Genomic DNA, 21,592 nt, shown 5'->3' with positions numbered 1-21,592 from the left:
GCGGGCCCCGGGGAGTACGGAGGTACGGCGGTCAGTGGGCTTCGGGCGGTGCGGTGGGGCCGCCGGGGGTCGCCTCGGGATCGGGGCCCTTGGCGGCCTCGGACTCGCTGTAGATGTCCGGTTCCAGGTAGATGACGCGGGCGATCGGGACCGCCTCGCGGATCCGGGATTCGGCGGCGTCGATCGCGGAGGCGATCTCCGTGGCCGTGCCGTCGTGGCGGACGGCGATCTTGGCGGCGACGAGCAGTTCCTCGGGGCCGAGGTGGAGGGTGCGCATGTGGATGATGCCGGTGACGGTCTCGCCGGCGACGACCGCGGCCTCGATCTGCTGGACCACCTCGGCGCCGGCGGCCTCGCCGAGCAGCAGGGACTTGGTCTCGGCGGCGAGGACGAGCGCGATCAGGATGAGCAGGATGCCGATGCACAGGGTGCCGATGCCGTCCCAGACGCCGTCTCCGGTGAGCAGGGCGAGGCCGACGCCGCCGAGGGCGAGGATCAGGCCGACGAGGGCGCCGAAGTCCTCCAGGAGGACGACCGGCAGCTCCGGGGCCTTGGCGTGGCGGATGAACTCCTTCCAGGACTTCTTGCCGCGCAGGGGGTTGGACTCCTTGATGGCGGTCCGGAAGGAGAAGCCCTCGGCGATGATGGCGAAGACCAGGACGCCCACCGGCCAGTACCAGTGCTCCAGTTCGTGCGGGTGCTTGATCTTCTCGTAGCCCTCGTAGAGGGCGAACATGCCGCCGACGGAGAAGAGCACGATGGAGACGAGGAAGGCGTAGATGTAGCGCTCGCGGCCGAAGCCGAAGGGGTGTTGCGCGGTGGCCTCGCGCTGGGCCCGCTTGCCGCCCAGGAGCAGCAGGCCCTGGTTGCCCGAGTCGGCGACGGAGTGCACGGACTCGGCGAGCATCGACGACGATCCGCTGAAGAGGAACGCCACGAATTTCGCCACCGCGATCGAGAGGTTGGCGAGCAGTGCCGCCACGATCGCCCTGGTACCGCCTGACGCGCTCATGTGTCGCGTTGTCCCTTCGCCTGCGTCTGCTTCGTCTGTTCGGTCTGCTTCTTCTGCGTCCGTGCGCCGGTGGGGCAGGCCGTTGACCGGCTTTGCCCCTCCTTTGCGGTGCGCCATTGTTGCAGCCCGTGCGGGCCCCGACGTGCCGGATGCCCCGTCGTACGCCCGTCAGACCCGTGTCAGACCCGTGTCAGGCCCGTGTCAGACGCGCACGGTGGCCCGGAAGAGCGTGCCGGTTCCGGACACTTCGGCCTTTTCGTGGGCCGGGACGAAGACGGAACGACCGGGGGCCAGTTCCTGTTCGCCCGCCCGTACCGTGCCAGCCGTGCAGAGCAGGATCTGCGGGGTGGGCAGGGTGAGGTCGTGGGCGCCGGATCCCTCGGGCAGGACGTAGCGGGACAGGCGGAACTCGTCGGTCGGGGTGTCGTAGACCTCTTCGCCGTCGGGGGACGCCTCCGGGCGCAGGATGCCGGGGTCGCCCGCCTCGAAGCGGACGATGCGCAGGAGTTCGGGGACGTCGACGTGCTTGGGGGTGAGGCCGCAGCGCAGGACGTTGTCGGAGTTGGCCATGATCTCGACGCCGAGGCCGTTGAGGTAGGCGTGCGGGATGCCGGCGCCGAGGTACAGGGCCTCGCCGGGCTGGAGCCGGACGTGGTTGAGGAGCATGGCGGCGAGGACGCCGGGGTCCCCCGGGTAGTGGTGGGCGATGTCGGCGTACGGCCGGTAGGCGCCGCCGAGGCGGTCGCAGGCGGCCGCGGTCTCGGTGACCGTGTGGGACATCTCCTCGGGGTCCGCGGTGAGGATCGCAGTGAGGACCTCGCGCAGGGCGGCGTCCTCGGGGTGGGCGCGCAGCAGGTCGACGTACGGCTTGAGGGAGGCGACGCCGAGGCCGTCGAGCAGGTCGGCCGTCCCGGCCGGGGCGCGGAAGCCGCACAGGCCGTCGAACTCGGTGAGGGCGCAGACCAGTTCGGGCTTGTGGTTGGCGTCCTTGTAGTTGCGGTGCGGGGCGTCCAGGGGGACACCTCGGCGCTCCTCGTCCTCGTACCCCTGCTTGGCCTGGGCGAGGTCGGGGTGGACCTGGAGGGAGAGCGGGGCGCCGGCGGCGAGGAGCTTGAGGAGGAAGGGCAGCCGGGGGCCGAACTTGGCGACGGACGCGGCGCCCAGTTCCTTCTCGGGGTCGGCGTCGACGACCTCGGCGAGGGTGCCCCGGCCGGTGCGGGAGGGGGCGCCGGGGTGGGCGCCCATCCACATCTCCGCCTGCGGTTCGCCGGTCGGCTCGGTCCCGAGCAGGGTCGGGATCGCGGTGGTGGAACCCCAGGCGTAGGGGCGGACGGTGTTGTCGAGGCGGTCCATGGGCTCTCTCTGCCGGTGCGTGCGCGGTGGTACGTGGGAGTCGGGGACGTCGTACGGGGTGATGGTGCGTACGGGATCAGGCTCCCGAGGCGAGTGCCAGGTAAACGGCGGCGAAATCCGTGATGGCGATCAGTTCGGCGAGGGTCTCGAGTTCGCCGCCCGCTTCCGGTTCCAGCTCGCTGATCGGCGTGTCGTGGCCGAGGGCCAGGTCACGGGCGTTGGGGGCGGCGGTGAGGCCGCCGGTGGGCCGGTCGCGCAGGAGCACTACGCGCGCGTGCAGGGCGGCCGGCTCATCGACGCGGTCGCGGAAGAAGTCGTCGGGGTCGGCGCCGGCGGCGAGTTGGCCCGCGAGCAGGGCGCTGTGCGCGGCGAGCGCCTCGGGCAGGTCGGCGACGACGGCGGGGGTGCCGGACAGTTCGGCGAGTGCGGCGGCGAAGCGGCGGCCGGCGGGTCCGGCGGAGGTGCCCTCGGTCCAGACGACGGGGAGGGAGTCGGCCAGTTCGGCCGCGAGGGTCTTGGCGGGGTTGCTGTAGGTGACGATCGCGGGCCCGCAGCGTTCGGCGACGGTGTCGAGGCGGTCGGCGACCTTGTCGATGGCCTCGGGCGGCGCCTCGAGCAGCCCGGTGCGGTCCAGCAGCGCGAGGAGCGGGGTGAGCAGCGCCCACAGGACGCCGGGGGCGGCACCGGCGAGGGGTTCGTCGTGGTCGTACGGGGCGGTCGCCATCGGGATGAACAGGCCGCGGGAGGCGCTCACCGCGTCGCTGAGCGGGGAGCGGTCGGGGGCGACGGCGACGACCGTGCAGCCCCGGCGGTAGGCCTGTTCGGCGAGCAGGGACAGGCCGGGCTCGGTGCCGTCGGGGGTGGCGATCAGCAGGAGGTCCACGGAGCCGGCCCAGCCGGGCAGTTCCCAGCGCAGGGCGCCCGCGGCGGGGGCGACGCCGGTGGGGGCGAGGCGGGTGACGGGGCTGCCGGCGCCCGCGAGGGTACCGAGGAGGTCGGCGGCGTGGGTGGCCGCGGCGCCGGGTCCTGCGATCAGTACGGCGCGGGGGCGGCCGTCCGGCTTGAGGTTGCCGACGCCGGCCTCGGCGGCGTGCCGGGCGGCGGTGCGGACGCGGGCACCGGCCTCTGCGGCGCCGCGGAGCAGGCCGCGTCGGTCGGCCTCGGTGAGGCGCTCCGGGGCGTCGAGGAGCGATTCGTCGAGCATGGCGGCAGGTCTCCGATCGCCGGGGCGTTCGTTCGGTTGCGCGGGGTCGTCGCCGGGTTGCCGGTCGCCTGGCCGGCGGTTACTCGGGGCGGCGGGCCTCGTCGACGAGGAGGACGGGGATGCCGTCGCGCACCGGGTACGCCAGGCCGCAGTCCTGGCCGGTGCAGATCAGCTCCGCGTCCTGCTCCTTGAGGGGGGCGTGGCAGGCGGGGCAGGCGAGGATCTCCAGGAGGCCGGCTTCGAGCGGCATGGGGGGGTTCCCTTCGGGGTGGTGGGGCTTGTCTGGATGTGCTGGTCAGGGTACCGCCGGTTCTGGGCCGGGGGCGGGGGACGCAGGCCGGCGCAGCGGCGGCTAGGCGCGGATGATCGCCAAGACTTCGTCCCGCACCTTGGTCATCGTGGCCTCGTCGCGGGCCTCCGCGTTCAGGCGGAGCAGGGGCTCGGTGTTGGAGGGGCGGACGTTGAACCACCAGTCGGCCGTCGTGACGGTGAGGCCGTCCAGGTCGTCCACGGTGACGTCGTCGCGGCCCTCGTACGCGGCCCGGATCGCGGCGAGGCGGGCCTGCTGGTCGTCGACGGTGGAGTTGATCTCACCGGAGCCGGTGTAGCGGTCGTACGCGGCGACCAGGGCGGACAGCGGGCCGTCCTGCTCGCCGAGCGCGGCGAGGACGTGGAGGGCGGCCAGCATGCCGGTGTCGGCGTTCCAGAAGTCACGGAAGTAGTAGTGCGCGGAGTGCTCGCCGCCGAAGATGGCGCCGGTCCTGGCCATCTCGGCCTTGATGAAGGAGTGGCCCACGCGCGTGCGTTCCGGTGTGCCGCCGTTCTCGCGCACGACCTCCGGAACGGACCAGGAGGTGATCAGGTTGTGGATGACCGTGCCTTTGCCGCCGTTGCGGGCCAGCTCGCGGGCGGCCACGAGGGCGGTGACGGCGGAAGGGGAGACCGGGTCGCCGTTCTGGTCGACGACGAAGCAGCGGTCGGCGTCGCCGTCGAAGGCGAGGCCGAGGTCGGCGCCCTCCGTGCGGACGCGCTGTTGCAGGTCGACGAGGTTGGCCGGGTCGAGCGGGTTGGCCTCGTGGTTGGGGAAGGTGCCGTCCAGTTCGAAGTACATCGACACGACGTCGAGGGGCAGGCCGGCGAAGACCGGGGGGACCGTGTGGCCGCCCATGCCGTTGCCCGCGTCGACGACGACCTTGAGGGGGCGGACGGTGGTGAGGTCGACGAGGGAGCGCAGGTGGGCCGCGTAGTCGGCGAGGGTGTCGCGCCGGGTGACCGTGCCGGGGAGGGCGGACGGCTCCGGGGCGCCGGAGTCGCTCCAGCGCTCCACCAGGGCGCGGATCTCGGCGAGGCCGGTGTCCTGGCCGACCGGGGCGGCGCCCGCGCGGCACAGCTTGATGCCGTTGTACTGCGCGGGGTTGTGCGAGGCGGTGAACATGGCGCCCGGCAGGTTCAGCGCGCCGGAGGCGTAGTACAGCTGGTCGGTGGAGCACAGGCCGATCTCGGTCACGTCGGCGCCACGGGCCGCCGCCCCGCGCGCGAAGGCGCCGGACAGGCCCGGGGACGAGGGCCGCATGTCGTGGCCGACCACGATGGCGCTCGCGCCGGTCAGCTCGACGAACGCCGCGCCGAACAGCTCGGCCAGCGGCTCGTCCCACTGGTCCGGGACGACACCGCGCACGTCGTACGCCTTCACGATCTGCGACAGATCAGCAGCCACGGCCAACCTTCCTGAAAGTCCTGTCGGAGCCCACAAACTACCCGTAGGGACCGACGGGCCGCCCGGAAGGTTCCCGAGGTCAGGGCAGCATCCAGCCCAGGACCACCGTGGACTGCCCGACCACGATCAGGCACATGACCAGCAACAGGCCGAGGCTCCAGGGCAGCACCTTGCGCAGCAGGTCCCCCTCGCGGCCCGCGAGGCCGACGGCGGCGCAGGCGATGGTGAGGTTCTGCGGGGAGATCATCTTGCCGAGGACGCCGCCGGAGCTGTTGGCAGCGGCCAGCAGTTCGGGCGACAGGCCCGACTCCCGCGCGGCGGTGACCTGGAGGGCGCCGAAGAGGGCGTTGGCGGAGGTGTCGGAGCCGGAGACGGCGACGCCGAACCAGCCGAGGACCGGGGAGAGGAAGGCGAGGCCGGCGCCCGCGGCCGCGACGAAGTGGCCGATGGTGGCGGCCTGTCCGGAGAGGTTCATGACGTAGGCGAGGGCGAGGACCGAGGTGACGGTGAGGATCGCGAACCGCAGTTCGTGCACGGTCGCGAGCCACTCCTTGACCGCCACGCGCGCGTGCACGCCGAGCACGACGGCCGTCGCCACCCCGGCGAACAGCACGAGCGTGCCGCCGGTGGAGACGATCGGCCAGGAGAAGACGTTGCCGCCGACCGGATTGCCCTCGGGGTCGGCCACGTCGAGGAACGGCCAGTCGTAGCTCTGGGTGGCCTTCGCCAGCCAGTCCTTGACCGCGGGGATCTGCGCCACGGAGAACACGGCGACGATCAGCGCGTAGGGCGCGTAGGCCCGCACCACCTCCCGCGCGGAGTCCTCCTCGTCCAGTTCCTCGCTGCGTACGCCGGTCAGGACGGACGCCCGTACGGGCTCGGCGGCGGGCCGGCGGGAGTGCGGTACGGCGACCAGGGCACCGGCGCCGATCAGGGCGGCGGCGATGTCGGCGAGCTGGGCGGAGACGTAGTTGGAGGCGACGAACTGGGCGACGGCGAAGGCGACCCCGCAGGCCAGGGCGGGCACCCAGGTCTCGCGGAGCCCGCGCCGCCCGTCGACCAGGGCGACCAGCAGCAGCGGTACGACGAGGGCGAGCAGGGGCGTCTGGCGGCCGACCACGGATGCGACGTCGTCCAGGGGCAGCCCGGTGACCTGGGCCAGTGTCACCACGGGGGTGCCCATCGCGCCGAAGGCGACCGGCGCGGTGTTGGCGACGAGCGAGACGACGGCGGCGCGCACGGGGTCGAAGCCCAGGGCGACGAGCATGACGGAGCAGATCGCGACGGGCGCCCCGAACCCGGCCAGGGCCTCCAGGAGGGCGCCGAAGCAGAAGGCGACGACGAGGGCCTGGATGCGGGGGTCGTCGGAGAGCCGGCCGAAGGAGCGGCGCAGGATGTCGAAGTGCCGGGTGCGGACGGTCATCCGGTAAACCCACAGGGCGTTCACGACGATCCACAGAATGGGGAAGAGGCCGAAAACCGCTCCCTGGACGGCGCTGGAGGCCGTCTGGTCCAGCGGCATGCCGTAGGCGAGCCAGGCGACCAGTACGGCGGCCAGGAGGCCGATGAGGCCCGCCAGGTGCGCCTTCATGCGGACGCCGCCCAGCAGGACGAGGACGATCACCAGTGGCAGGGCCGCCACCAGGGCGGACAGGCCGAGCGAACCGGCGACGGGTTCCAGTTCCTGCACGTACACGGACGCCTCCCCGGATTCCGCCATGCGAAAGCGATTTCTCGCGACTCCCGGAATGGTCGTGTCCGCGACAACGAGGCGTCAATGGGTGTGCAGCAACGGATGTGACCGAGGCCACGGGAAGTGCGACGGGAGAAGTGGGGTGCGAGCGGGACTCAGTTGTCCGGCGAGCGCAGCACGCGCAGGTGGCCGCGGCGCGCGACCTCCATCGGGTCGGCCGTCCGTGCGCCGCCGCCGGCCTCCGCCGCCCGCTCCTGGGGCCGGGCCGCCTCGCGCACCGCGTTGGCCAGCGCCTCCAGGTCGTCGCCGCTGGGGCGGGCCGGGGCCGATCCGTCGAGCAGGCGGACGACCTCCCAGCCGCGCGGGGCGGTGAGGCGCTCGGAGTGCTCGGCGCACAGGTCGTAGCAGTGGGGTTCGGCGTAGGTGGCGAGCGGGCCGAGGACCGCGGTCGAGTCGGCGTAGACGTACGTCAGCGTCGCGACGGCGGGACGGCCGCAGGCGGTGCGCGAACAGCGACGTACAGGGCTCACGATGTTGGACGGTACCGCACTCTTGAGCGGGCCGCGACGACTCTCCACCAGGTCACACCCCCGTGTCGTGGCGTGAAACGTCCTACGAGGCCTCCCGCACACCCCCGTTCGACCTGCGTGGACGCCGGTCCCGAGGAGTCCGCGCGGCTCGGGAAGCGGTCACGACCCGATACAAACAACGACATTTGCCTTGAGTTCCACGGTCACGGAGAGATACGAAATCGAGCCCAACCTTGGCTGGAATGGTCATCCGGCGACAAGCCGAGTGGGCCGCCTCCACCCCGCCCGCTGTGCGCGTGCGGGGCGGGCACGCCGCCCCGGCGGGGACTACCCTTCACCAGTGATGGACAACCCCGTGACGCCCCGTGATGCCGGCCGCCCAGGCCCCCGCCGTCGTGATCGCCACGGTCGGGGCATGCGCGGCCCGGTCGCACCCCCGCAGGTGCCGCTCGCCGCGAGCCGTGGCGAGGTGTTCGCCGACCTGGTGCAGGACTCCGTGGAGCGCCTGGAGCGGCGGTGGCCGCAACTCGCCGACATCGACTTCCTCGTCCTCGACGTGCCGCGACCGGCCGCGGCCGGGGAGGCGTGGAACGACGAGGCCGTACCGCTCGGGGGCACGGTGCCGTCACGGGACGGGCGGCGGGGGCGGGTGGTCGTCTACCGGCGGCCGGTGGAGATCCGGACCAAGGGGCGGGACGAGCGGGCGCTGCTGGTGCACGAGGTCGTCGTCGAACAGGTCGCGGAGCTGCTGGGGCTGACCCCGGAGACGGTGGATCCGCGGTACGGGGAGGACTGAACGGCGGGGCCGCCGAGCAGCGGGCGCCTTGCGCGGTGGCCTCGCTCCGGCCACCGCGCAAGGCGTCTCCGGCGCGCTACTTCTGCAGTACCGACAGATCCTCGTCCGCGTTCGGCACCGAGACCGTGCCCCGGTCGTCGGGGAGGGTCTGGACGGTGAAGGACGCCACGTCGTCGTCCGAACCGGTCAGGGCGCGCGACGCGTAGACCGGACCGCCCGACACGGTCTCGACGGTCAGCGCGTAGGAGCCCTTGAGTCCAGCGGGTACCGGTGCGTCGACGTTCTGGGTCGTGCCGGCCTCGAGCGTGTACGTCTTGGTCGCCGTCGTGCCGCCCTCGGTGCCCGCCGACGCCGTGACCTTGACCTTCGCGGCCGCGTCGGGCGCGGACAGGGCCAGGGTGGTGCTCTTGGCGCGGTTGTCCGCGGCCGTCGCACGCGCACCGACCGGGTCGGAGGCCGGGATGAACGCGGACTCCTGCTCGTCGCCCTTGCCCCGCACGACCCGGAGTGCGGCCACGACCGGCACGGACCGGTCCGTCGGCGTCAGCACCAGCGAACCCGCTTCGCCGCGCGTGACCTCGCCGAGGTCGACACCGGTCGTCATACCGGCCTTGACGTGCACCGTCTCGTGGCCGGCGGGCGTGATCAGCCCGGACGGGGAGGCGAGTCGCACCTTGAGGTCGGCGTCGGTGCCGCCGGGTGTGAACAGCACCAGGCGTACGGCGGTGGCGTCCTTCGGGATGCCCGGCATGACGAGGTCGCTCGCCGGGTCCGCGGCCGCGGTCAGCCAGTCGCCGCCGGTCTTGTCGTCCAGGGCCTGCACCGCGGCGCCGAGCCGCCCGCTGCGCACGCCGACGTGCACGGTCAGGTCGGTCTGCTTGACGTCGCTGAGCGTGGACAGCAGGAGGGACTCACTGGCGTGCGGGGGCACCGTGACGCCCTCACCCACCGTGGACTCCAGGGCTCCGTCCTTGCCGTACAGCTCGATGTCGACGACGGCCGCCGAGTCGTCGGGGTTGGTCAGGTGCACGTAGTCGGTGCGGTCGGTCGCGGTGCTGGCCCCCGGGAACCAGAACTCCGTGTCGGGGGCCGTGCAGTTGACGCCCTGCAGTCCCCGGCCCGTCCCGGCGGCGACCTCCGTGGTCTGCTGGACCGTCCAGCCCGGTGCGTTGCCCCCTTCGCCGGTGCCGATGAGCGCGGGGGTGTCGGCGCCGGTGGTCTTCCCGGCGACCGGCGTGCCGGGCGCCTTGGGCTGGACGACCGGCTTCTCCGTCTTCTCGCCCTTCTCGCCCTTCTCCTCCTTGTCGCCCTTCCCGCCGTCCTCGCCGTCCTCGGTGGCGCCGGCCGACTCCGCCGTCACGAGTGCGGCGCTGCCCTTCTCGTCGGCGCCCTTCGTGACGGGCGTGAAGGACGTGTACGCGGTCTCGGCGAGGTCGGAGGTGCTGGGCGCCGGGCACAGCAGGCTGGTGCGCTCCACGGGCAGCCGGGCGGCCGGTGCCGCGGTGTCCGAGCCGGAGTCGTCCGGGGCGGACACCACCGCGAACCCGGTGACGGCGGCGAGCGCGGCCGCGCAGGCGATCAGTGACAGGGTCGTGCGCTTCACTGCTGGCTCCCGTCGGGACGCTCACTGCCCGTGCCGTGGGGCTGCTGGGGCTGGGAAGGGTCGTAGGGCGTGTCGTAGCCGCCCCGGCCGTATGCCTGGTCGAACGCGGGGTCGTACCCGGCCTCCTGGCCCTGCGCCGGGTCGCCGTAGGCGTACGGGTCGTAGTGGCCGCCCGTCCCGTACTGCGCGTCCTGGCCGCCGTGACCGCCCTGGTAGGCGTCCTGCTGGTACGGGTCCGCCTGGTACGGCTGCTGCCCGTACGCGCCCGGGTCGTACTGCTGGGCGCTCTGGTACTGCTCGCCGCCGTAGGTGCCGTCGTAGGAGCCGTACTCGGCGCCGGTGTACCCCGTCGTGTCCCATGCGCCGTACGCCTGCTGCTGCGGAACCGGCACGGGTGCCGCCGCGGGCGGCTCCGGAACCCCGGGCGCCTCGGCTGCGTCATCCGCTGCCCCGGGACCCGGCTCCACACCTGCTCCTGCTCCTGCTCCTGCTCCGGCCGCCGCCTCCGCCTCCGCTTCGGCCTGGGCGCGCAGTCGCCGTGCCCGGCGTCCCTCGCCCTCGGTGGCCTGGGCGGGGACGAGTTGTTCGTCGGGCAGGTCGTCGTCGACGTCGCGGCGCCTGCCGGGCAGGGCGAGGACGACGAGGACGACGCCGAGGAGTCCCTGGACCCACAGCCAGGCCGTGTGTGTGAACGGGTCGTCGTAGGTGACGTCCAGCCGGCCGCCGGAGGCGGGGAGTTCGAAGCCCTGGGCCCAGCCGTCGACCGTGGTGCGGGTGAGCGGCTTGCCGTCCAGGGTCGCCGTCCAGCCCTCGGCCGCGGTGTCGGCGAGGCGCAGCACCCGGCCGTCGGGACCCGCCTTGATGTCGGTGTGGATCTCGACGGGCCCGGCCGCCACGGGCTCGGGCTCGCCGGCACCGGACTTCCCGGCACCGGACTTCTCGCCGGCCACGATGGTCGCGCGCGCGACCTCCTGGTCCACCCGCCACAGTCCGCTGCCGTCCTGCTGGCTGAGCCTGCTCAGTCCGGGTGTGGCGTCCAGGACCCGGGTGACCTCGCGGGGCGCGCCCTTGTGCACGAGCACGTAGCGCACGGCGAACCCGCCGAGCTGGTCGGCCTGGTCGGCGCCGGAGCCGGCCACGAGGTTGGCGACGACCTTGTCGAGGGTGCTGTTCCCGCCGTCGCCGGAGGCCAGTTCGCCGTCGCCGAGGCGGGCGCCGGAACCGCGGACCAGCATGTAGCCCACGTGCGCGGCCGAGTCGCTGTCGAGGACGAGGGTGCGGGCCTGGTCGCGGGTGTGGCTCTCCTCGGCGACGAACGCGGGCACCTGCACGGGGTCGCGTCGCTCCACGGGGCCGTCGGCGCCGCCGATCATCCAGCCGGCGGCGGCGATCAGCGGGCCGAGGGCCGAGGCAAGGGCGATCAGGGCGGCGACGGGCTGGCGCCAGCCGAAGCTCTGCTCGGCCACGCGGAAGCGCGCCCCGTCGGCGCCGAGGGCCGCGGCGGACAGCAGGGCGATGCCGTAGACGAGGGTGGCGGGTCCGGCCCAGGCGGAGCGGTTGGACAGGACCGAGAAGACGAGGGCGACCAGGGCGACGGCCCAGGCCGTCCGGACGCCCAGCTGTCGCTCGGAGCGCAGCAGCGCCGCCAGCGCGGCCAGCACGATGCCGACGAGGAACAGTCCGCCGACCGTGCCGGGTCCGCCGGGGCTGGCGCCGAGCAGGTCGAGCGCGGAGGCGGCCGAGGAGCCGTACTCGAGCCCGGCCTCGTCGAAGAAGCCGAACGGCAGCAGCGACAGCGACCAGGGGGCGAGCAGCAGCAGCGGGGTGCCGAGCTGGGCGAGGAAGCGCGGTCCGTACGCCGTGATCTCGCCACGGCGCAGGGCGAGGACCCCGATGCCGAGGATCAGCGCGACGGGCCACACGACGGGAGTGAAGGCGGTGGTGACGGTCAGCAGCAGTGCGTACGCCCAGGTGGCGCGCCAGCTGCCGCGGGCACCGGAGGAGGCCGCCAGGCCGGCCGCCGCGACGCCCGCGCGCGCGACGAGCGGCAGCAGTACGGCGAGGACGGCGGTGCCGATGCGGCCGCCGGCGAGGGCGCCGGTGGCGGCGGGCAGGAAGGCGTAGGCGACGGCGGCCCAGGCGCGCAGCAGCCGGGACGGGACCAGCGGGCGGGAGGCGAAGTACGCGGTGGCGCCCGCCAGGGGCACCGAGCAGACCAGCAGCAGGGTGACGGCGAGTCCGGTCGAGCCGAGCAGTACGGAGGCGAGCGTGGCGAGGACGGCGAGGTAGGGCGGCGCGGAGGCGGTGCCGCCCGTGCCGACCGTGTGCCAGGCGTCCACGTACCGCGACCACAGCTCGCCGGCGCCGGCCGGTGCGGGCAGCAGCGCGCCGCCCGACAGGGCGCCGCCGCCGAGGAGCGCGCGGCAGGCGGCCAGGGAGACGAGCAGCAGCACCAGGAAGAGCACCGGGCCGGGCTTGCGTGCGATGCGCTTGAGGCGGGCGAACTGCTCGATCTCCAGGAAGTCGGCGTCGTCGCCGCCGGGTCCCGACTCGATGGCCCCGCCGTGCCGTCCGGCGCCCGCGGCGGCCTCGGCGTCGGAACCGCCGAAGAGATCGCCCGCGACCTGCTCGACGGTGGCGCGGATGGTCGCGCCGGGGGGCGGGAACAGGGGCCGCAGTTCGTCCTTCTCGACCTGGGGACGGCCGCGTTCGCGTCGGCCGGCGATGATGCGCTCGGGTCGCAGCAGGACGCCCAGCAGGCCCCGGATCTCGTCGAGGGCCTGACCGGGCACCTTGCCGACGAGGTAGGCGACGGTGCGCAGCAGCGTGCCGAGGACGATGCGCAGCAGCACCCACGGCAGGACGGCGGTGCGGACGTTGACGAGGAGGGTGTGGACGGCGCCGGCCTTGTCCACCTTGTGCGGTGAGGCGGTGGTGCGGCCCGCGCAGTCGACGGCGCGGCGTTCGCGCGAGGCCGCCTCGGCGTGGCGGACGACCGCCTCCGGGGCGACGAGGACGCGCAGTCCTTCGGCGTGCGCGCGCCAGCACAGGTCGACGTCGTCGCGCATCAGGGGCAGCCGGCGGTCGAATCCGCCGAGCCGCTCGAAGACGTCGCGCCTGATCAGCATGCCGGCGCTGGACACCGACAGCACGGTGCGGACGTGGTCGTGCTGGCCCTGGTCCTGTTCGCGGCGGTCCAGGCCGGTCCAGCGGCGGCCGGAGTTGGCGATGGAGACGCCCACCTCGAGCAGCTGGCGGCGGTCGTACCAGCCGCGGAGTTTGGGCCCGACGACGGCGACGTCGTCGCGGCCGAGCTCGTACTCGGTGTCCACGACGCGCAGCAGCTGGGCGAGTGCGTCGGGTTCGGGGGCGCAGTCGTCGTGCAGCAGCCACAGCCACTGGACCGGCTCTCCGTGGGGCAGCTCCGGCATGTCGTAGGCGTCGTCGCGCCAGGTGCGCGTGGCGGGGTCCCAGCCGCTGGGCCGCCTCAGGTACGGCAGGTCCTCGGGGGTGAGGACGGGGGCGATGCGGGCGGCCTCCTCGACGGCCTGGCCGAAGCCGGTGCGCCGGGCGAGGTGGAGCACGCGGTCGTCGCCGAGGGCGTCGGCGACCAGCCGGGAGGAGTCGTCGGCGCTGCCGGTGTCGGCGGCCACGGCGTACTGGACGGGGCGCTCCTGGCCGAGCAGCCCGGCGAGCGCGTCGGGCAGCCAGCGGGCTCCGTCGTGGGCGACGAGGACCGCGGTCACGACGTGACGCGGGAACTCAGGTGTGGCAGCGAGGTCTTGCTGGGCTGCCGTGTGACTCTGCACGGACATCGAGGTACGGGCCCCGGTTCAGTGGACTGCGGTGGACGCCCGTGCCTGTTGGGGGTGGCGGGGCGTCTCGGACGAGCGCCCACACTATCGGCTGGACACAGGGGCGGCCCGCCGCCTGTGGACAACCCACCGGCGACGGGCCGTTCCCGCTGCTCGGACCGTTTCTGCCGCCGCGTCAGGTCCCGGCGCGTCGACCACGGCCTTCGAACCGCCGCCTCCGGACCGCGGCCTTCCGATCGCGCCTTCAGACAGCGGCCTTCAGACAGCGGCCTTCTTCAGGCGGCGGCGTTCTCTCTCGGACAGGCCGCCCCAGATGCCGAAACGCTCGTCGTTGGCAAGGGCGTACTCGAGGCATTCGGAGCGGACCTCACAGGCGAGGCAGACCTTCTTGGCCTCGCGGGTGGAGCCGCCCTTCTCGGGGAAGAAGGACTCGGGGTCGGTCTGGGCGCACAGTGCGCGCTCCTGCCAGCCGAGTTCCTCGTCCGCGTCGTCGACCAGCAGTTGCTGCACCAGCTCGGTCATGTGCGCCCCTCGTCTGTCTTTCGCGTCCCCGTGATCCAGCCGTTACCGATTCCGGCTGAACGACACGAGTGAAATTACAAGTGTGCTGCTCCGGGCGAGTCAAGCCGAGATCTGCTATTGGGCCCCTTATTCACTCTGCGGAACCAAGGCCATGCAGTAAGTGTTCAAATCGCCATAAACCTTGACATACCAATGAGGCCCGCCAGAACGTCCGTCCCGTTCGACACCTGCACCAGGAAGGACGCCCCGGCGATCGATCCCGTTCCGATACACGCGCCGAAGCGAACCTGATCACATTCGGATCACGGGATCGCAACGGGGGTTGTGCGCCCGGCTTGTGCGCCATGTGTCCCGGAAGCCGTCTGAGCAAACCTTTCGGCAGCACGATCAACCGGATGAGGTGAAACATGTCCCACATAACGGGCATCGAGTTGACAGTGCTGGTGTGAGCCGCTGTCCTTGTGGGCATGCTCGCGAACTTGGCGCTCGCCTCGACCCGCACCGTCGGGTCCCACGGTGCTGCCCGCGCTCGCTGTAGCTGTTGCCGCTGTTCCAGCTGTTGAGCCGACCGCGCTCCGGCTGTCCCCGAGTCCACGCGACTCGACTGCTCCGTTCCCGCCCCACCAGGGCGTTCTTCGTCATTCACTCCGCTGCACAGCACTCTTCCGCTGAGGAACCACGCACCCATGAACAGCGACAGCGACCTCCAGATCGCCGGCGACATCCTCGAAGTCCCCCACCTCCTGCAGCCTCCGCGCGAGCACCCGGCCACGGTCGCCGAGTTCGCCGGCCTGGTCCGCGCCATCGCCGCCGACCGCTCCGAGTGGGAGCACCTCGTCCGGTACGACGCGACGACCCGCTGGTACCACCGGTTGCGCACCGGCCCCGGATACGAGGTCTGGCTGCTGTCCTGGGTGCCGGGACAGGGCAGCGGACGCCACGACCACGGCCCTTCCTCCGGCGTGTGGACGGTCCTGGAGGGCGCGCTCACCGAGCGCACGGAGCGCGGCACGCGCGCGTTGGAGGCCGGTACGCAGCGCGTGTTCGCGCCGGGACACGTGCACGAGGTGGTCAACGACGCGCTGGAGCCGGCGGTCAGCCTGCACGTCTACTACCCGGGACTGACCGAGATGCCGATGCACTCCCCGCAGTGCTCGGCCGCGGCCGCCCAGGACGTCGGCGCCGACGTGGCGCCGGCACGGTGACGACTGGCTGACGCACTGTCGTACCCGCCTGCAAGACTGGGCCCATGCGCATTGTGGTTCTGGCAGGCGGCATCGGCGGTGCCCGGTTCCTGCGTGGTCTGAAGCAGGCCGCGCCGGACGCGGACATCACGGTCATCGGCAACACCGGGGACGACATCCACCTCTTCGGGCTGAAGGTCTGCCCGGACCTCGACACGGTGATGTACACGCTCGGCGGCGGCATCAACGAGGAGCAGGGCTGGGGGCGGGCCGACGAGACCTTCCACCTCAAGGAGGAACTGGCGGCGTACGGCGTCGGACCCGAGTGGTTCGGCCTGGGCGACCGGGACTTCGCCACGCACATCGTGCGGACCCAGATGATCACTGCGGGTTTTCCGCTGAGCGCGGTGACCGAGGCGCTGTGCGACCGCTGGAAGCCCGGGGTGCGGCTCATCCCGATGACCGACGACCGCGTGGAGACGCATGTCGCGGTCGAGCTGGACGGGGAGCGCAAGGCGGTCCACTTCCAGGAGTACTGGGTGCGGCTGCGCGCCTCCGTCCCCGCCGAGGCGGTCGTGCCGGTCGGCGCCGAGCAGGCCAAGCCCGCGCCCGGCGTCCTGGAGGCCGTCGCGGAGGCGGACGTGATCCTCTTTCCGCCCTCCAACCCGGTCGTCTCCGTCGGCACGATCCTCGCCGTGCCCGGCATCCGGGAGGCGATCGCCGACGCCGGGGTGCCGGTGGTGGGCCTCTCCCCCATCGTCGGCGACGCGCCCGTGCGCGGGATGGCCGACAAGATGCTCGCCGCGGTCGGCGTGGAGTCCACCGCCGCCGCGGTCGCGGAGCACTACGGCTCGGGACTGCTCGACGGCTGGCTGGTCGACACGGTCGACGCCGACTCCGTCACGCGCGTGAAGGCAGCCGGGATCCTCTGCCGCGCCGTACCGCTGATGATGACCGACCTCGACGCCACGGCGCAGATGGCCCGGGAGGCGCTGACGCTGGCGGAGGAGGTGCGGGAGGCGTGAGCGACGAGACGCGCGACGACGACACCGGCCGCCGGGACGGCTACCGGGTGTGGGCCCTGCCCGGCCTGCCCGAGGTGCGCCCCGGCGACGACCTGGCCAAGCTCATCGCGGCCACCGAGCCCGCGTTGGCCGACGGGGACGTGCTGCTCGTCACGTCCAAGATCGTGTCCAAGGCCGAGGGCCGGATCGTCGAGGCCGCCGACCGGGAGGCCGCGATCGACGCGGAGACGGTACGGGTGGTGGCCCGGCGGGGCCCGCTGCGCATCGTCGAGAACCGTCAGGGCCTGGTCATGGCGGCGGCCGGCGTCGACGCCTCCAACACCCCGCCCGGGACGGTACTGCTGCTCCCCGAGGACCCCGACGCCTCCGCGCGCGGCATCCGCGAGGGGGTCCGCGACACGCTGGGCGTGAACGTCGGCGTGGTCGTCACCGACACGTTCGGGCGCCCCTGGCGGGCCGGGCTCACGGACGTGGCGATCGGCGCCGCGGGCGTCCGCGTCCTCGACGACCTGCGCGGCGGCACGGACGCGCACGGCAATCCGCTCGGCGCCACCGTCGTCGCCACGGCCGACGAACTGGCCGCCGCCGGCGACCTGGTCAAGGGCAAGGCAGCGGGCCTGCCCGTCGCCGTCGTGCGCGGGCTGGGACAGGTGGTCGTCGCCGAGGACGACGGCGAGGGCGCGCAGGCGATGGTGCGCGGCGCGCGCGACGACATGTTCCGCCTCGGCACCTCGGAGGCGGTACGGCAGGCGGTCACCCAGCGGCGTACGGTACGGACCTTCACGGACGAGCCGGTCGACCCCGGTGCCGTGCGCCGGGCGGTGGCCGCGGCCGTGACCGCACCGGCGCCGCACCACACGACGCCGTGGCGGTTCGTCCTCCTGGAGTCCGAGGACTCCCGCACCCGGCTGCTGGACGCGATGCGGGACGCCTGGATCGCGGACCTGCGGCGGGACGGCAAGAGCGAGGAGTCCATCGCCAAGCGCGTGCGGCGCGGCGACGTCCTGCGCAACGCGCCCTACCTCGTCGTCCCCTGCCTGGTCATGGACGGCTCGCACACCTACGGGGACGTGCGCCGCGACGGGGCCGAGCGGGAGATGTTCGTGGTCGCCACCGGCGCGGGTGTGCAGAACCTGCTCGTCGCGCTCGCCGGGGAGCGGCTGGGTTCCGCGTGGGTGTCCTCGACGATGTTCTGCCGGGACGTCGTGCGGGAGGCACTGGGGCTGCCGGGCGACTGGGACCCGATGGGGGCGGTGGCGGTCGGGCATCCGGCGGAGGAGCCGAAGGCCCGGCCGGAGCGGGACGCGGAGGCGTTCATCGAGGTGCGGTGAGGCCTCTACCCTCGTAGGGGCTCTCTCTCCCACTTTTCCCACTTCGCCCAAGGACCTCACTCGTGGCAGGACGTTTCGCTCCCCGGCCCCCGCGCGCCACCGTGCACGGCGGGATACCCCGGCAGGCGCCCGCGCCGGGCCGGGTCCGGGTGTGGGTGCCGGACGGGCCGCTGGACCTGGGGCTGGTGCTCGGGCCGCTGCGGCGCGGGCCGGGAGATCCGACGTTCCGGACGATGCCGGACGGGTCGGTGTGGCGGGCCAGCCGGACGCCCGCCGGGCCGGGCACGCTGCGGGTCACCGCGCGCGGCGGCGAGATACGGGGCGAGGCCTGGGGGCCGGGGGCCGAGTGGCTGCTGGAGCAACTGCCGCGGATGCTGGGCGCCGAGGACGACCCGTCCGCGTTCGTGCCACGGCACCGGCTGCTGGCGTTCACGGCGCATCGGCGGCCGGGGCTGCGGCTGGCGCGGACCGGGCTGGTGCTGGAGTCGTTGATCCCCTCGATCCTGGAGCAGAAGGTCACGACGCTGGAGGCGTACCAGGCGTGGCGACTGCTCGTCCGGAAGTTCGGTGAACCGGCGCCGGGGCCCGCGCCCGGGCGGATGTGCGTGATGCCGACGGCGCGGACGTGGGCGCTGATCCCGTCCTGGGAATGGCATCTGGCCGGGGTGGACAACAAGCGGGCGTCGACGATCCTGCGGGCCGTACGGGTCGCCGCGCGGCTGGAGGAAGCGGCCGGGATGGAGCCGGCGGCCGCGCAGGAACGGCTGGAGCTCGTGTCCGGGATCGGGCCGTGGACGTCGACGGAGACCGTGCAGCGCAGTCATGGGGCGCCGGACGCGGTGACGGTGGGGGACCTGCACCTGCCGGGGATCGTGGGCTTCGCGCTGGGTGGGGACCGGTATACGGATGACGCCGGGATGCTGCGGTTGCTCGAGCCGTATGCGGGGCAGCGGCATCGGGCGGCCCGGTTGGTGTTGTTGAGTGGGCGGGTGCCGGAGCGGCGGGCGCCGCGGATGGCTCCGCGGGGGATTGAGCGGTTGTAGCTGGTCCGGCGTTCCCTTGGCACCCGGCGTGGGCGCGGGGGCGGGTCGCGCGGGCCGGCGCCGACGGAGTGCCTCCCCCAGTGCCTGGACGGTGCCTGGACGGCCTGGGGGGGGACCAGGGAGTACCCCCCAACGCCCACCCGTGCCGCCCCAGCGGCATCGCTGCCCGCAGCGACGGCGGCAGGCGGCCGCCCGCAGCGACAGCGGCATCAGGCCGCCCGCAGCAACAGCGGCATCAGGCCGCCCGCAGCGACGGCAGCATCAGGCCGCCCGCAGCCGACGGCGCGAGCGCTACGCGTCCGACGAGAAGCGGAGGGCTGCCGCGGGGATGTGGGCGTCGCACCAGATTCGGGCGCCGGAGCGGAGTTCGTTGTCGGCGCCGATGACCGCGCCGTCTCCGATGACCGTGTCGGCGAGGACCGAGCGGGTGCCGACGCGGGCGCCGGTACCGATGAGGGAGTCGGTGATGACGGCGCCCGGCTCGATGACCGCACCCGGCAGGATCGTGCTGCCGAAGACGCGCGCCCCCTCCGCCACGAAGGCGCCCTCGCCGACCACCGTGCCGCCGGCCAGCTTGGCGTCGGGCGCGACCCGTGCCGTGGGCAGGACGAGGCGGTCGCCGCAGCGGCCCGGTATCGCCGGGGAAGGAGCGCGGCCCAGGACCAGGTCGGCCGAGCCGCGTACGAAGGCCGCCGGGGTGCCCAGGTCCAGCCAGTAGGTGGAGTCGACCATGCCCTGGAGGTGGGCGCCGGTGGCGAGGAGCTCGGGGAAGGTCTCGCGTTCGACCGAGACGGGGCGCCCCGCCGGGATCGTGTCGATGACCGAGCGGCGGAAGACGTACGCCCCCGCGTTGATCTGGTCGGTGACGATCTCCTCGGGAGTCTGGGGCTTCTCCAGGAAGGCGAGCACTCTGCCCGTGCCGTCCGTGGGGACCAGACCGTAGGCCCTCGGGTCCGTGACCTTGGTGAGGTGCAGGGAGACGTCCGCGCCCGTCGTCTCGTGGGTGCGGACCAGCGCGCCGATGTCCAGGCCCGTCAGGATGTCGCCGTTGAAGATCAGCACCGGCTCGTCGGGCCCCGAGTGCAGCCGGGACGCCACGTTGCGGATGGCGCCGCCGGTGCCGAGCGGCTCCTCCTCCGTGACGTACTCGAGGTGCAGGCCCAGCGCCGAGCCGTCGCCGAAGTACGGCTCGAAGACCTCGGCCAGGTAGCTCGTCGCGAGCACGATGTGCTCGACGCCGGCCGCCTTGGCCCGCGCCAGCTGATGCGTGAGGAACGGCACTCCGGCCGCCCGGACCATGGGCTTGGGCGTGTTCACCGTGAGCGGGCGCAGCCGCGTGCCCTTGCCGCCGACCAGGAGGATCGCTTCTGTCACCTGTCGTCTCTGCTTCCTGCCGGGACCGGCCGAACTGTCTTTCGGCGGGCCAGTGTATGCAGACCGTTCCGTGGCGCCTTCGATGACCGTGCCGTGGTGTGCCCTCAGCGGCCCTGGTACGCCGCCGCCTTCGCACGGGCCGTGCCGAGCTTGGCGTAGAGCTTCTTTCCGGGGCAGTTCGTGGCGAAGCCGTCGCGGTGACCGGAGATGACGTTCAGTCGTACCTTCTTGCCCTTTGAGTAGAGATTGCCACCCCCGGACTTCAGGTATGTCTTCCCGCGCGGATTCATGCCGTAGAGCCCGACCTTCCACGCGGTGAGCCGGGCGATCGCCTTCAGGGCGGCCGACGACGGCTTCTTCGAGCTGTACGTGCCGAGCACGGCGATGCCCATGCTGTTGGAGTTGAACCCCAGGGTGTGGGCGCCCAGTACCGGCTTGGACACGCCACCCGCCCGGCCCTCGTAGATGTTTCCGCACTTGTCGACGAGGAAGTTGTAGCCGAGGTCACGCCAGCCCATGCTGTTGACGTGGTAGCGGTAGATACTGCGGATGACCGAAGGCGCCTGTGAGCAGCGGTAGTTGTTGCCGGTGTCCGAGTGGTGCACGAAGGCCGTCTTGATCTTCTTCGTGTACTCGAACCCCTTCTCGCGCAGCTTCTCGTCGGCGCCCCAGCCACGGCGCGTGGTGATGCGTGGGCGGGGGCCGGCATGCGGCTCGGTCTTCTGCCGGGCGGGAAGTGCGGGGAGCACGGCGGGTTCGGCCCCGGTCCGCGCGCGGTCGGCCGGCGGCGGGGCGTCCTCGCCGGGGTCGACGAGTTCGAGGCGCAGGCCGCCGGGGAGTCGCGACGTGGCCGGGGCGGAGCGGGCGGCCTCGGGGGTGGTCTCCGCCCGTACCCGCACCTCCACGCCGTCACAGTCGCCCACCCACAGTGGTGCGGTGGCGCCGCGGACGCGGCCCGACGTGCTCTCGGGCGTGCCGGGGTCGGCGGCGTGGTCGGCGTTGTGGGTCTCCAGCTCCCGCCAGCCGGACCAGGTGCCGGTCGCGGTGGCGCGGGTACGGACCTCGACGCGGCCGTGGAGTTCGGTGGCGGGGTTGTCCCAGACGACGCCGACGAGCGAGAAGTGCCGTACGTCCCGGCGAGGCAGGCCCTGTTCGGCCGCGCCGGGTGCCCGGTCACGGGCGAGGGAGGCGAGGGGCAGCGACTGGGTGCCGCCGGGGGCGTACGCCTTGGTGGGTGCCGTCGCACCCGTCGTGGACGGGGTCGGGGAGTCCGAGGAGTCCGAAGGGGAGGTGGCGGCCGCCGCGGGCGGGGCGAGCGGGAGGGCCAGGGCCGCCACGCACGTGACACCGATCGAGGAAGCTAGGAATCCACGCATGCCCCTGATTCTGT

Annotated in this window: 17 protein-coding genes; 5 read left to right on the top strand and 12 right to left on the bottom strand. The window is 73.2% G+C overall.

Annotated elements, in window-relative coordinates; translation table 11 throughout:
- Nucleotides 1-31 precede the first annotated feature (31 nt).
- From ABS735_RS02695 to ABS735_RS02665, 7 genes are all read right to left on the bottom strand, one after another.
- Nucleotides 32-1,012 carry a cation diffusion facilitator family transporter gene (locus tag ABS735_RS02695; RefSeq protein ID WP_373902967.1) on the bottom strand — a complete coding sequence of 327 codons (981 nt, stop codon included), beginning with the start codon at nucleotides 1,010-1,012 and terminating at the stop codon, nucleotides 32-34.
- A gap of 201 nt (nucleotides 1,013-1,213) precedes the next feature.
- Entirely contained in the window at nucleotides 1,214-2,365 is a 1,152-nt protein-coding gene (gene manA / locus ABS735_RS02690) for a mannose-6-phosphate isomerase, class I (protein ID WP_373902966.1), read from the bottom strand.
- Nucleotides 2,366-2,441: 76 nt separating this feature from the next.
- On the bottom strand, nucleotides 2,442-3,569 hold the full coding sequence (locus tag ABS735_RS02685; RefSeq protein ID WP_373902965.1) for an SIS domain-containing protein: 1,128 nt from the start codon (nucleotides 3,567-3,569) through the stop codon (nucleotides 2,442-2,444).
- A gap of 79 nt (nucleotides 3,570-3,648) precedes the next feature.
- Entirely contained in the window at nucleotides 3,649-3,819 is a 171-nt protein-coding gene (locus tag ABS735_RS02680) for a Trm112 family protein (protein WP_007450268.1), read from the bottom strand.
- A gap of 102 nt (nucleotides 3,820-3,921) precedes the next feature.
- Complete coding sequence (locus ABS735_RS02675; protein ID WP_373902964.1) at nucleotides 3,922-5,286, bottom strand: phosphomannomutase/phosphoglucomutase; 1,365 nt, start codon at nucleotides 5,284-5,286, stop codon at nucleotides 3,922-3,924.
- A gap of 79 nt (nucleotides 5,287-5,365) precedes the next feature.
- Nucleotides 5,366-6,982 (bottom strand): L-lactate permease, encoded by a 1,617-nt coding sequence (locus ABS735_RS02670; RefSeq protein ID WP_373902988.1) that lies wholly within the window; start codon nucleotides 6,980-6,982, stop codon nucleotides 5,366-5,368.
- 152 nt (nucleotides 6,983-7,134) lie between these two features.
- Nucleotides 7,135-7,557 carry a DUF3499 domain-containing protein gene (locus ABS735_RS02665; RefSeq protein ID WP_102928736.1) on the bottom strand — a complete coding sequence of 141 codons (423 nt, stop codon included), beginning with the start codon at nucleotides 7,555-7,557 and terminating at the stop codon, nucleotides 7,135-7,137.
- A 295-nt stretch (nucleotides 7,558-7,852) separates the two neighbouring features.
- Here ABS735_RS02665 and ABS735_RS02660 point away from each other — a divergent pair, with 295 nt between their 5' ends.
- Nucleotides 7,853-8,305: a metallopeptidase family protein gene (locus ABS735_RS02660; RefSeq protein ID WP_061444376.1), complete on the top strand. Its 453-nt coding sequence runs from the start codon at nucleotides 7,853-7,855 to the stop codon at nucleotides 8,303-8,305.
- A 76-nt stretch (nucleotides 8,306-8,381) separates the two neighbouring features.
- Here the strand turns inward: ABS735_RS02660 and ABS735_RS02655 are convergent, their stop codons facing one another.
- The 3 genes from ABS735_RS02655 to ABS735_RS02645 form a co-directional block, all read right to left on the bottom strand.
- Complete coding sequence (locus ABS735_RS02655) at nucleotides 8,382-9,908, bottom strand: DUF5719 family protein (RefSeq protein WP_373902963.1); 1,527 nt, start codon at nucleotides 9,906-9,908, stop codon at nucleotides 8,382-8,384.
- A complete protein-coding gene (locus tag ABS735_RS02650; RefSeq protein WP_373902962.1) occupies nucleotides 9,905-13,723 on the bottom strand; it encodes a glycosyltransferase family 2 protein in 3,819 nt (1,272 codons plus the stop codon). The genes ABS735_RS02655 and ABS735_RS02650 overlap by 4 nt, the downstream gene beginning before the upstream one ends.
- A gap of 258 nt (nucleotides 13,724-13,981) precedes the next feature.
- Entirely contained in the window at nucleotides 13,982-14,245 is a 264-nt protein-coding gene (locus ABS735_RS02645; protein ID WP_003975777.1) for a WhiB family transcriptional regulator, read from the bottom strand.
- A gap of 686 nt (nucleotides 14,246-14,931) precedes the next feature.
- Here ABS735_RS02645 and ABS735_RS02640 point away from each other — a divergent pair.
- From ABS735_RS02640 to ABS735_RS02625, 4 genes are all read left to right on the top strand, one after another.
- Nucleotides 14,932-15,450 (top strand): cysteine dioxygenase, encoded by a 519-nt coding sequence (locus ABS735_RS02640; protein WP_373902960.1) that lies wholly within the window; start codon nucleotides 14,932-14,934, stop codon nucleotides 15,448-15,450.
- A gap of 44 nt (nucleotides 15,451-15,494) precedes the next feature.
- Nucleotides 15,495-16,454 carry a 2-phospho-L-lactate transferase gene (gene cofD, locus ABS735_RS02635; protein ID WP_373902959.1) on the top strand — a complete coding sequence of 320 codons (960 nt, stop codon included), beginning with the start codon at nucleotides 15,495-15,497 and terminating at the stop codon, nucleotides 16,452-16,454.
- Entirely contained in the window at nucleotides 16,451-17,785 is a 1,335-nt protein-coding gene (locus ABS735_RS02630) for a coenzyme F420-0:L-glutamate ligase (protein ID WP_373902958.1), read from the top strand. The genes cofD and ABS735_RS02630 overlap by 4 nt, the downstream gene beginning before the upstream one ends.
- 62 nt (nucleotides 17,786-17,847) lie before the next feature.
- Nucleotides 17,848-18,828 carry a DNA-3-methyladenine glycosylase family protein gene (locus ABS735_RS02625; RefSeq protein WP_373902957.1) on the top strand — a complete coding sequence of 327 codons (981 nt, stop codon included), beginning with the start codon at nucleotides 17,848-17,850 and terminating at the stop codon, nucleotides 18,826-18,828.
- 291 nt (nucleotides 18,829-19,119) lie between these two features.
- Here the strand turns inward: ABS735_RS02625 and manB are convergent, their stop codons facing one another.
- Both manB and ABS735_RS02615 read right to left on the bottom strand, forming a co-directional pair.
- Nucleotides 19,120-20,202, bottom strand: a complete 1,083-nt coding sequence (gene manB / locus ABS735_RS02620; protein ID WP_373902956.1) for a mannose-1-phosphate guanylyltransferase — start codon at nucleotides 20,200-20,202, stop codon at nucleotides 19,120-19,122.
- 104 nt (nucleotides 20,203-20,306) lie between these two features.
- Nucleotides 20,307-21,578: a peptidoglycan recognition protein family protein gene (locus tag ABS735_RS02615; protein WP_373902955.1), complete on the bottom strand. Its 1,272-nt coding sequence runs from the start codon at nucleotides 21,576-21,578 to the stop codon at nucleotides 20,307-20,309.
- Nucleotides 21,579-21,592 lie beyond the last annotated feature (14 nt).

The sequence above is a fragment of the Streptomyces sp. MMCC 100 genome (genome assembly GCF_041538145.2).
GTDB lineage: Bacteria > Actinomycetota > Actinomycetes > Streptomycetales > Streptomycetaceae > Streptomyces.
Note: the sequence above shows the minus strand (reverse complement) of the source record. Positions and strands in the feature narration are given on the sequence as shown.

Coding starts and splice junctions, on each gene's coding strand:
- ABS735_RS02695 (WP_373902967.1), bottom strand. CDS start 1,012: ATGAGCGCGTCAGGCGGTACCAGGGCGATCGTGGCGGCACTGCTCGCC.
- manA (WP_373902966.1), bottom strand. CDS start 2,365: ATGGACCGCCTCGACAACACCGTCCGCCCCTACGCCTGGGGTTCCACC.
- ABS735_RS02685 (WP_373902965.1), bottom strand. CDS start 3,569: ATGCTCGACGAATCGCTCCTCGACGCCCCGGAGCGCCTCACCGAGGCC.
- ABS735_RS02680 (WP_007450268.1), bottom strand. CDS start 3,819: ATGCCGCTCGAAGCCGGCCTCCTGGAGATCCTCGCCTGCCCCGCCTGC.
- ABS735_RS02660 (WP_061444376.1), top strand. CDS start 7,853: ATGGACAACCCCGTGACGCCCCGTGATGCCGGCCGCCCAGGCCCCCGC.
- ABS735_RS02650 (WP_373902962.1), bottom strand. CDS start 13,723: ATGTCCGTGCAGAGTCACACGGCAGCCCAGCAAGACCTCGCTGCCACA.
- ABS735_RS02645 (WP_003975777.1), bottom strand. CDS start 14,245: ATGACCGAGCTGGTGCAGCAACTGCTGGTCGACGACGCGGACGAGGAA.
- ABS735_RS02640 (WP_373902960.1), top strand. CDS start 14,932: ATGAACAGCGACAGCGACCTCCAGATCGCCGGCGACATCCTCGAAGTC.
- cofD (WP_373902959.1), top strand. CDS start 15,495: ATGCGCATTGTGGTTCTGGCAGGCGGCATCGGCGGTGCCCGGTTCCTG.
- ABS735_RS02615 (WP_373902955.1), bottom strand. CDS start 21,578: ATGCGTGGATTCCTAGCTTCCTCGATCGGTGTCACGTGCGTGGCGGCC.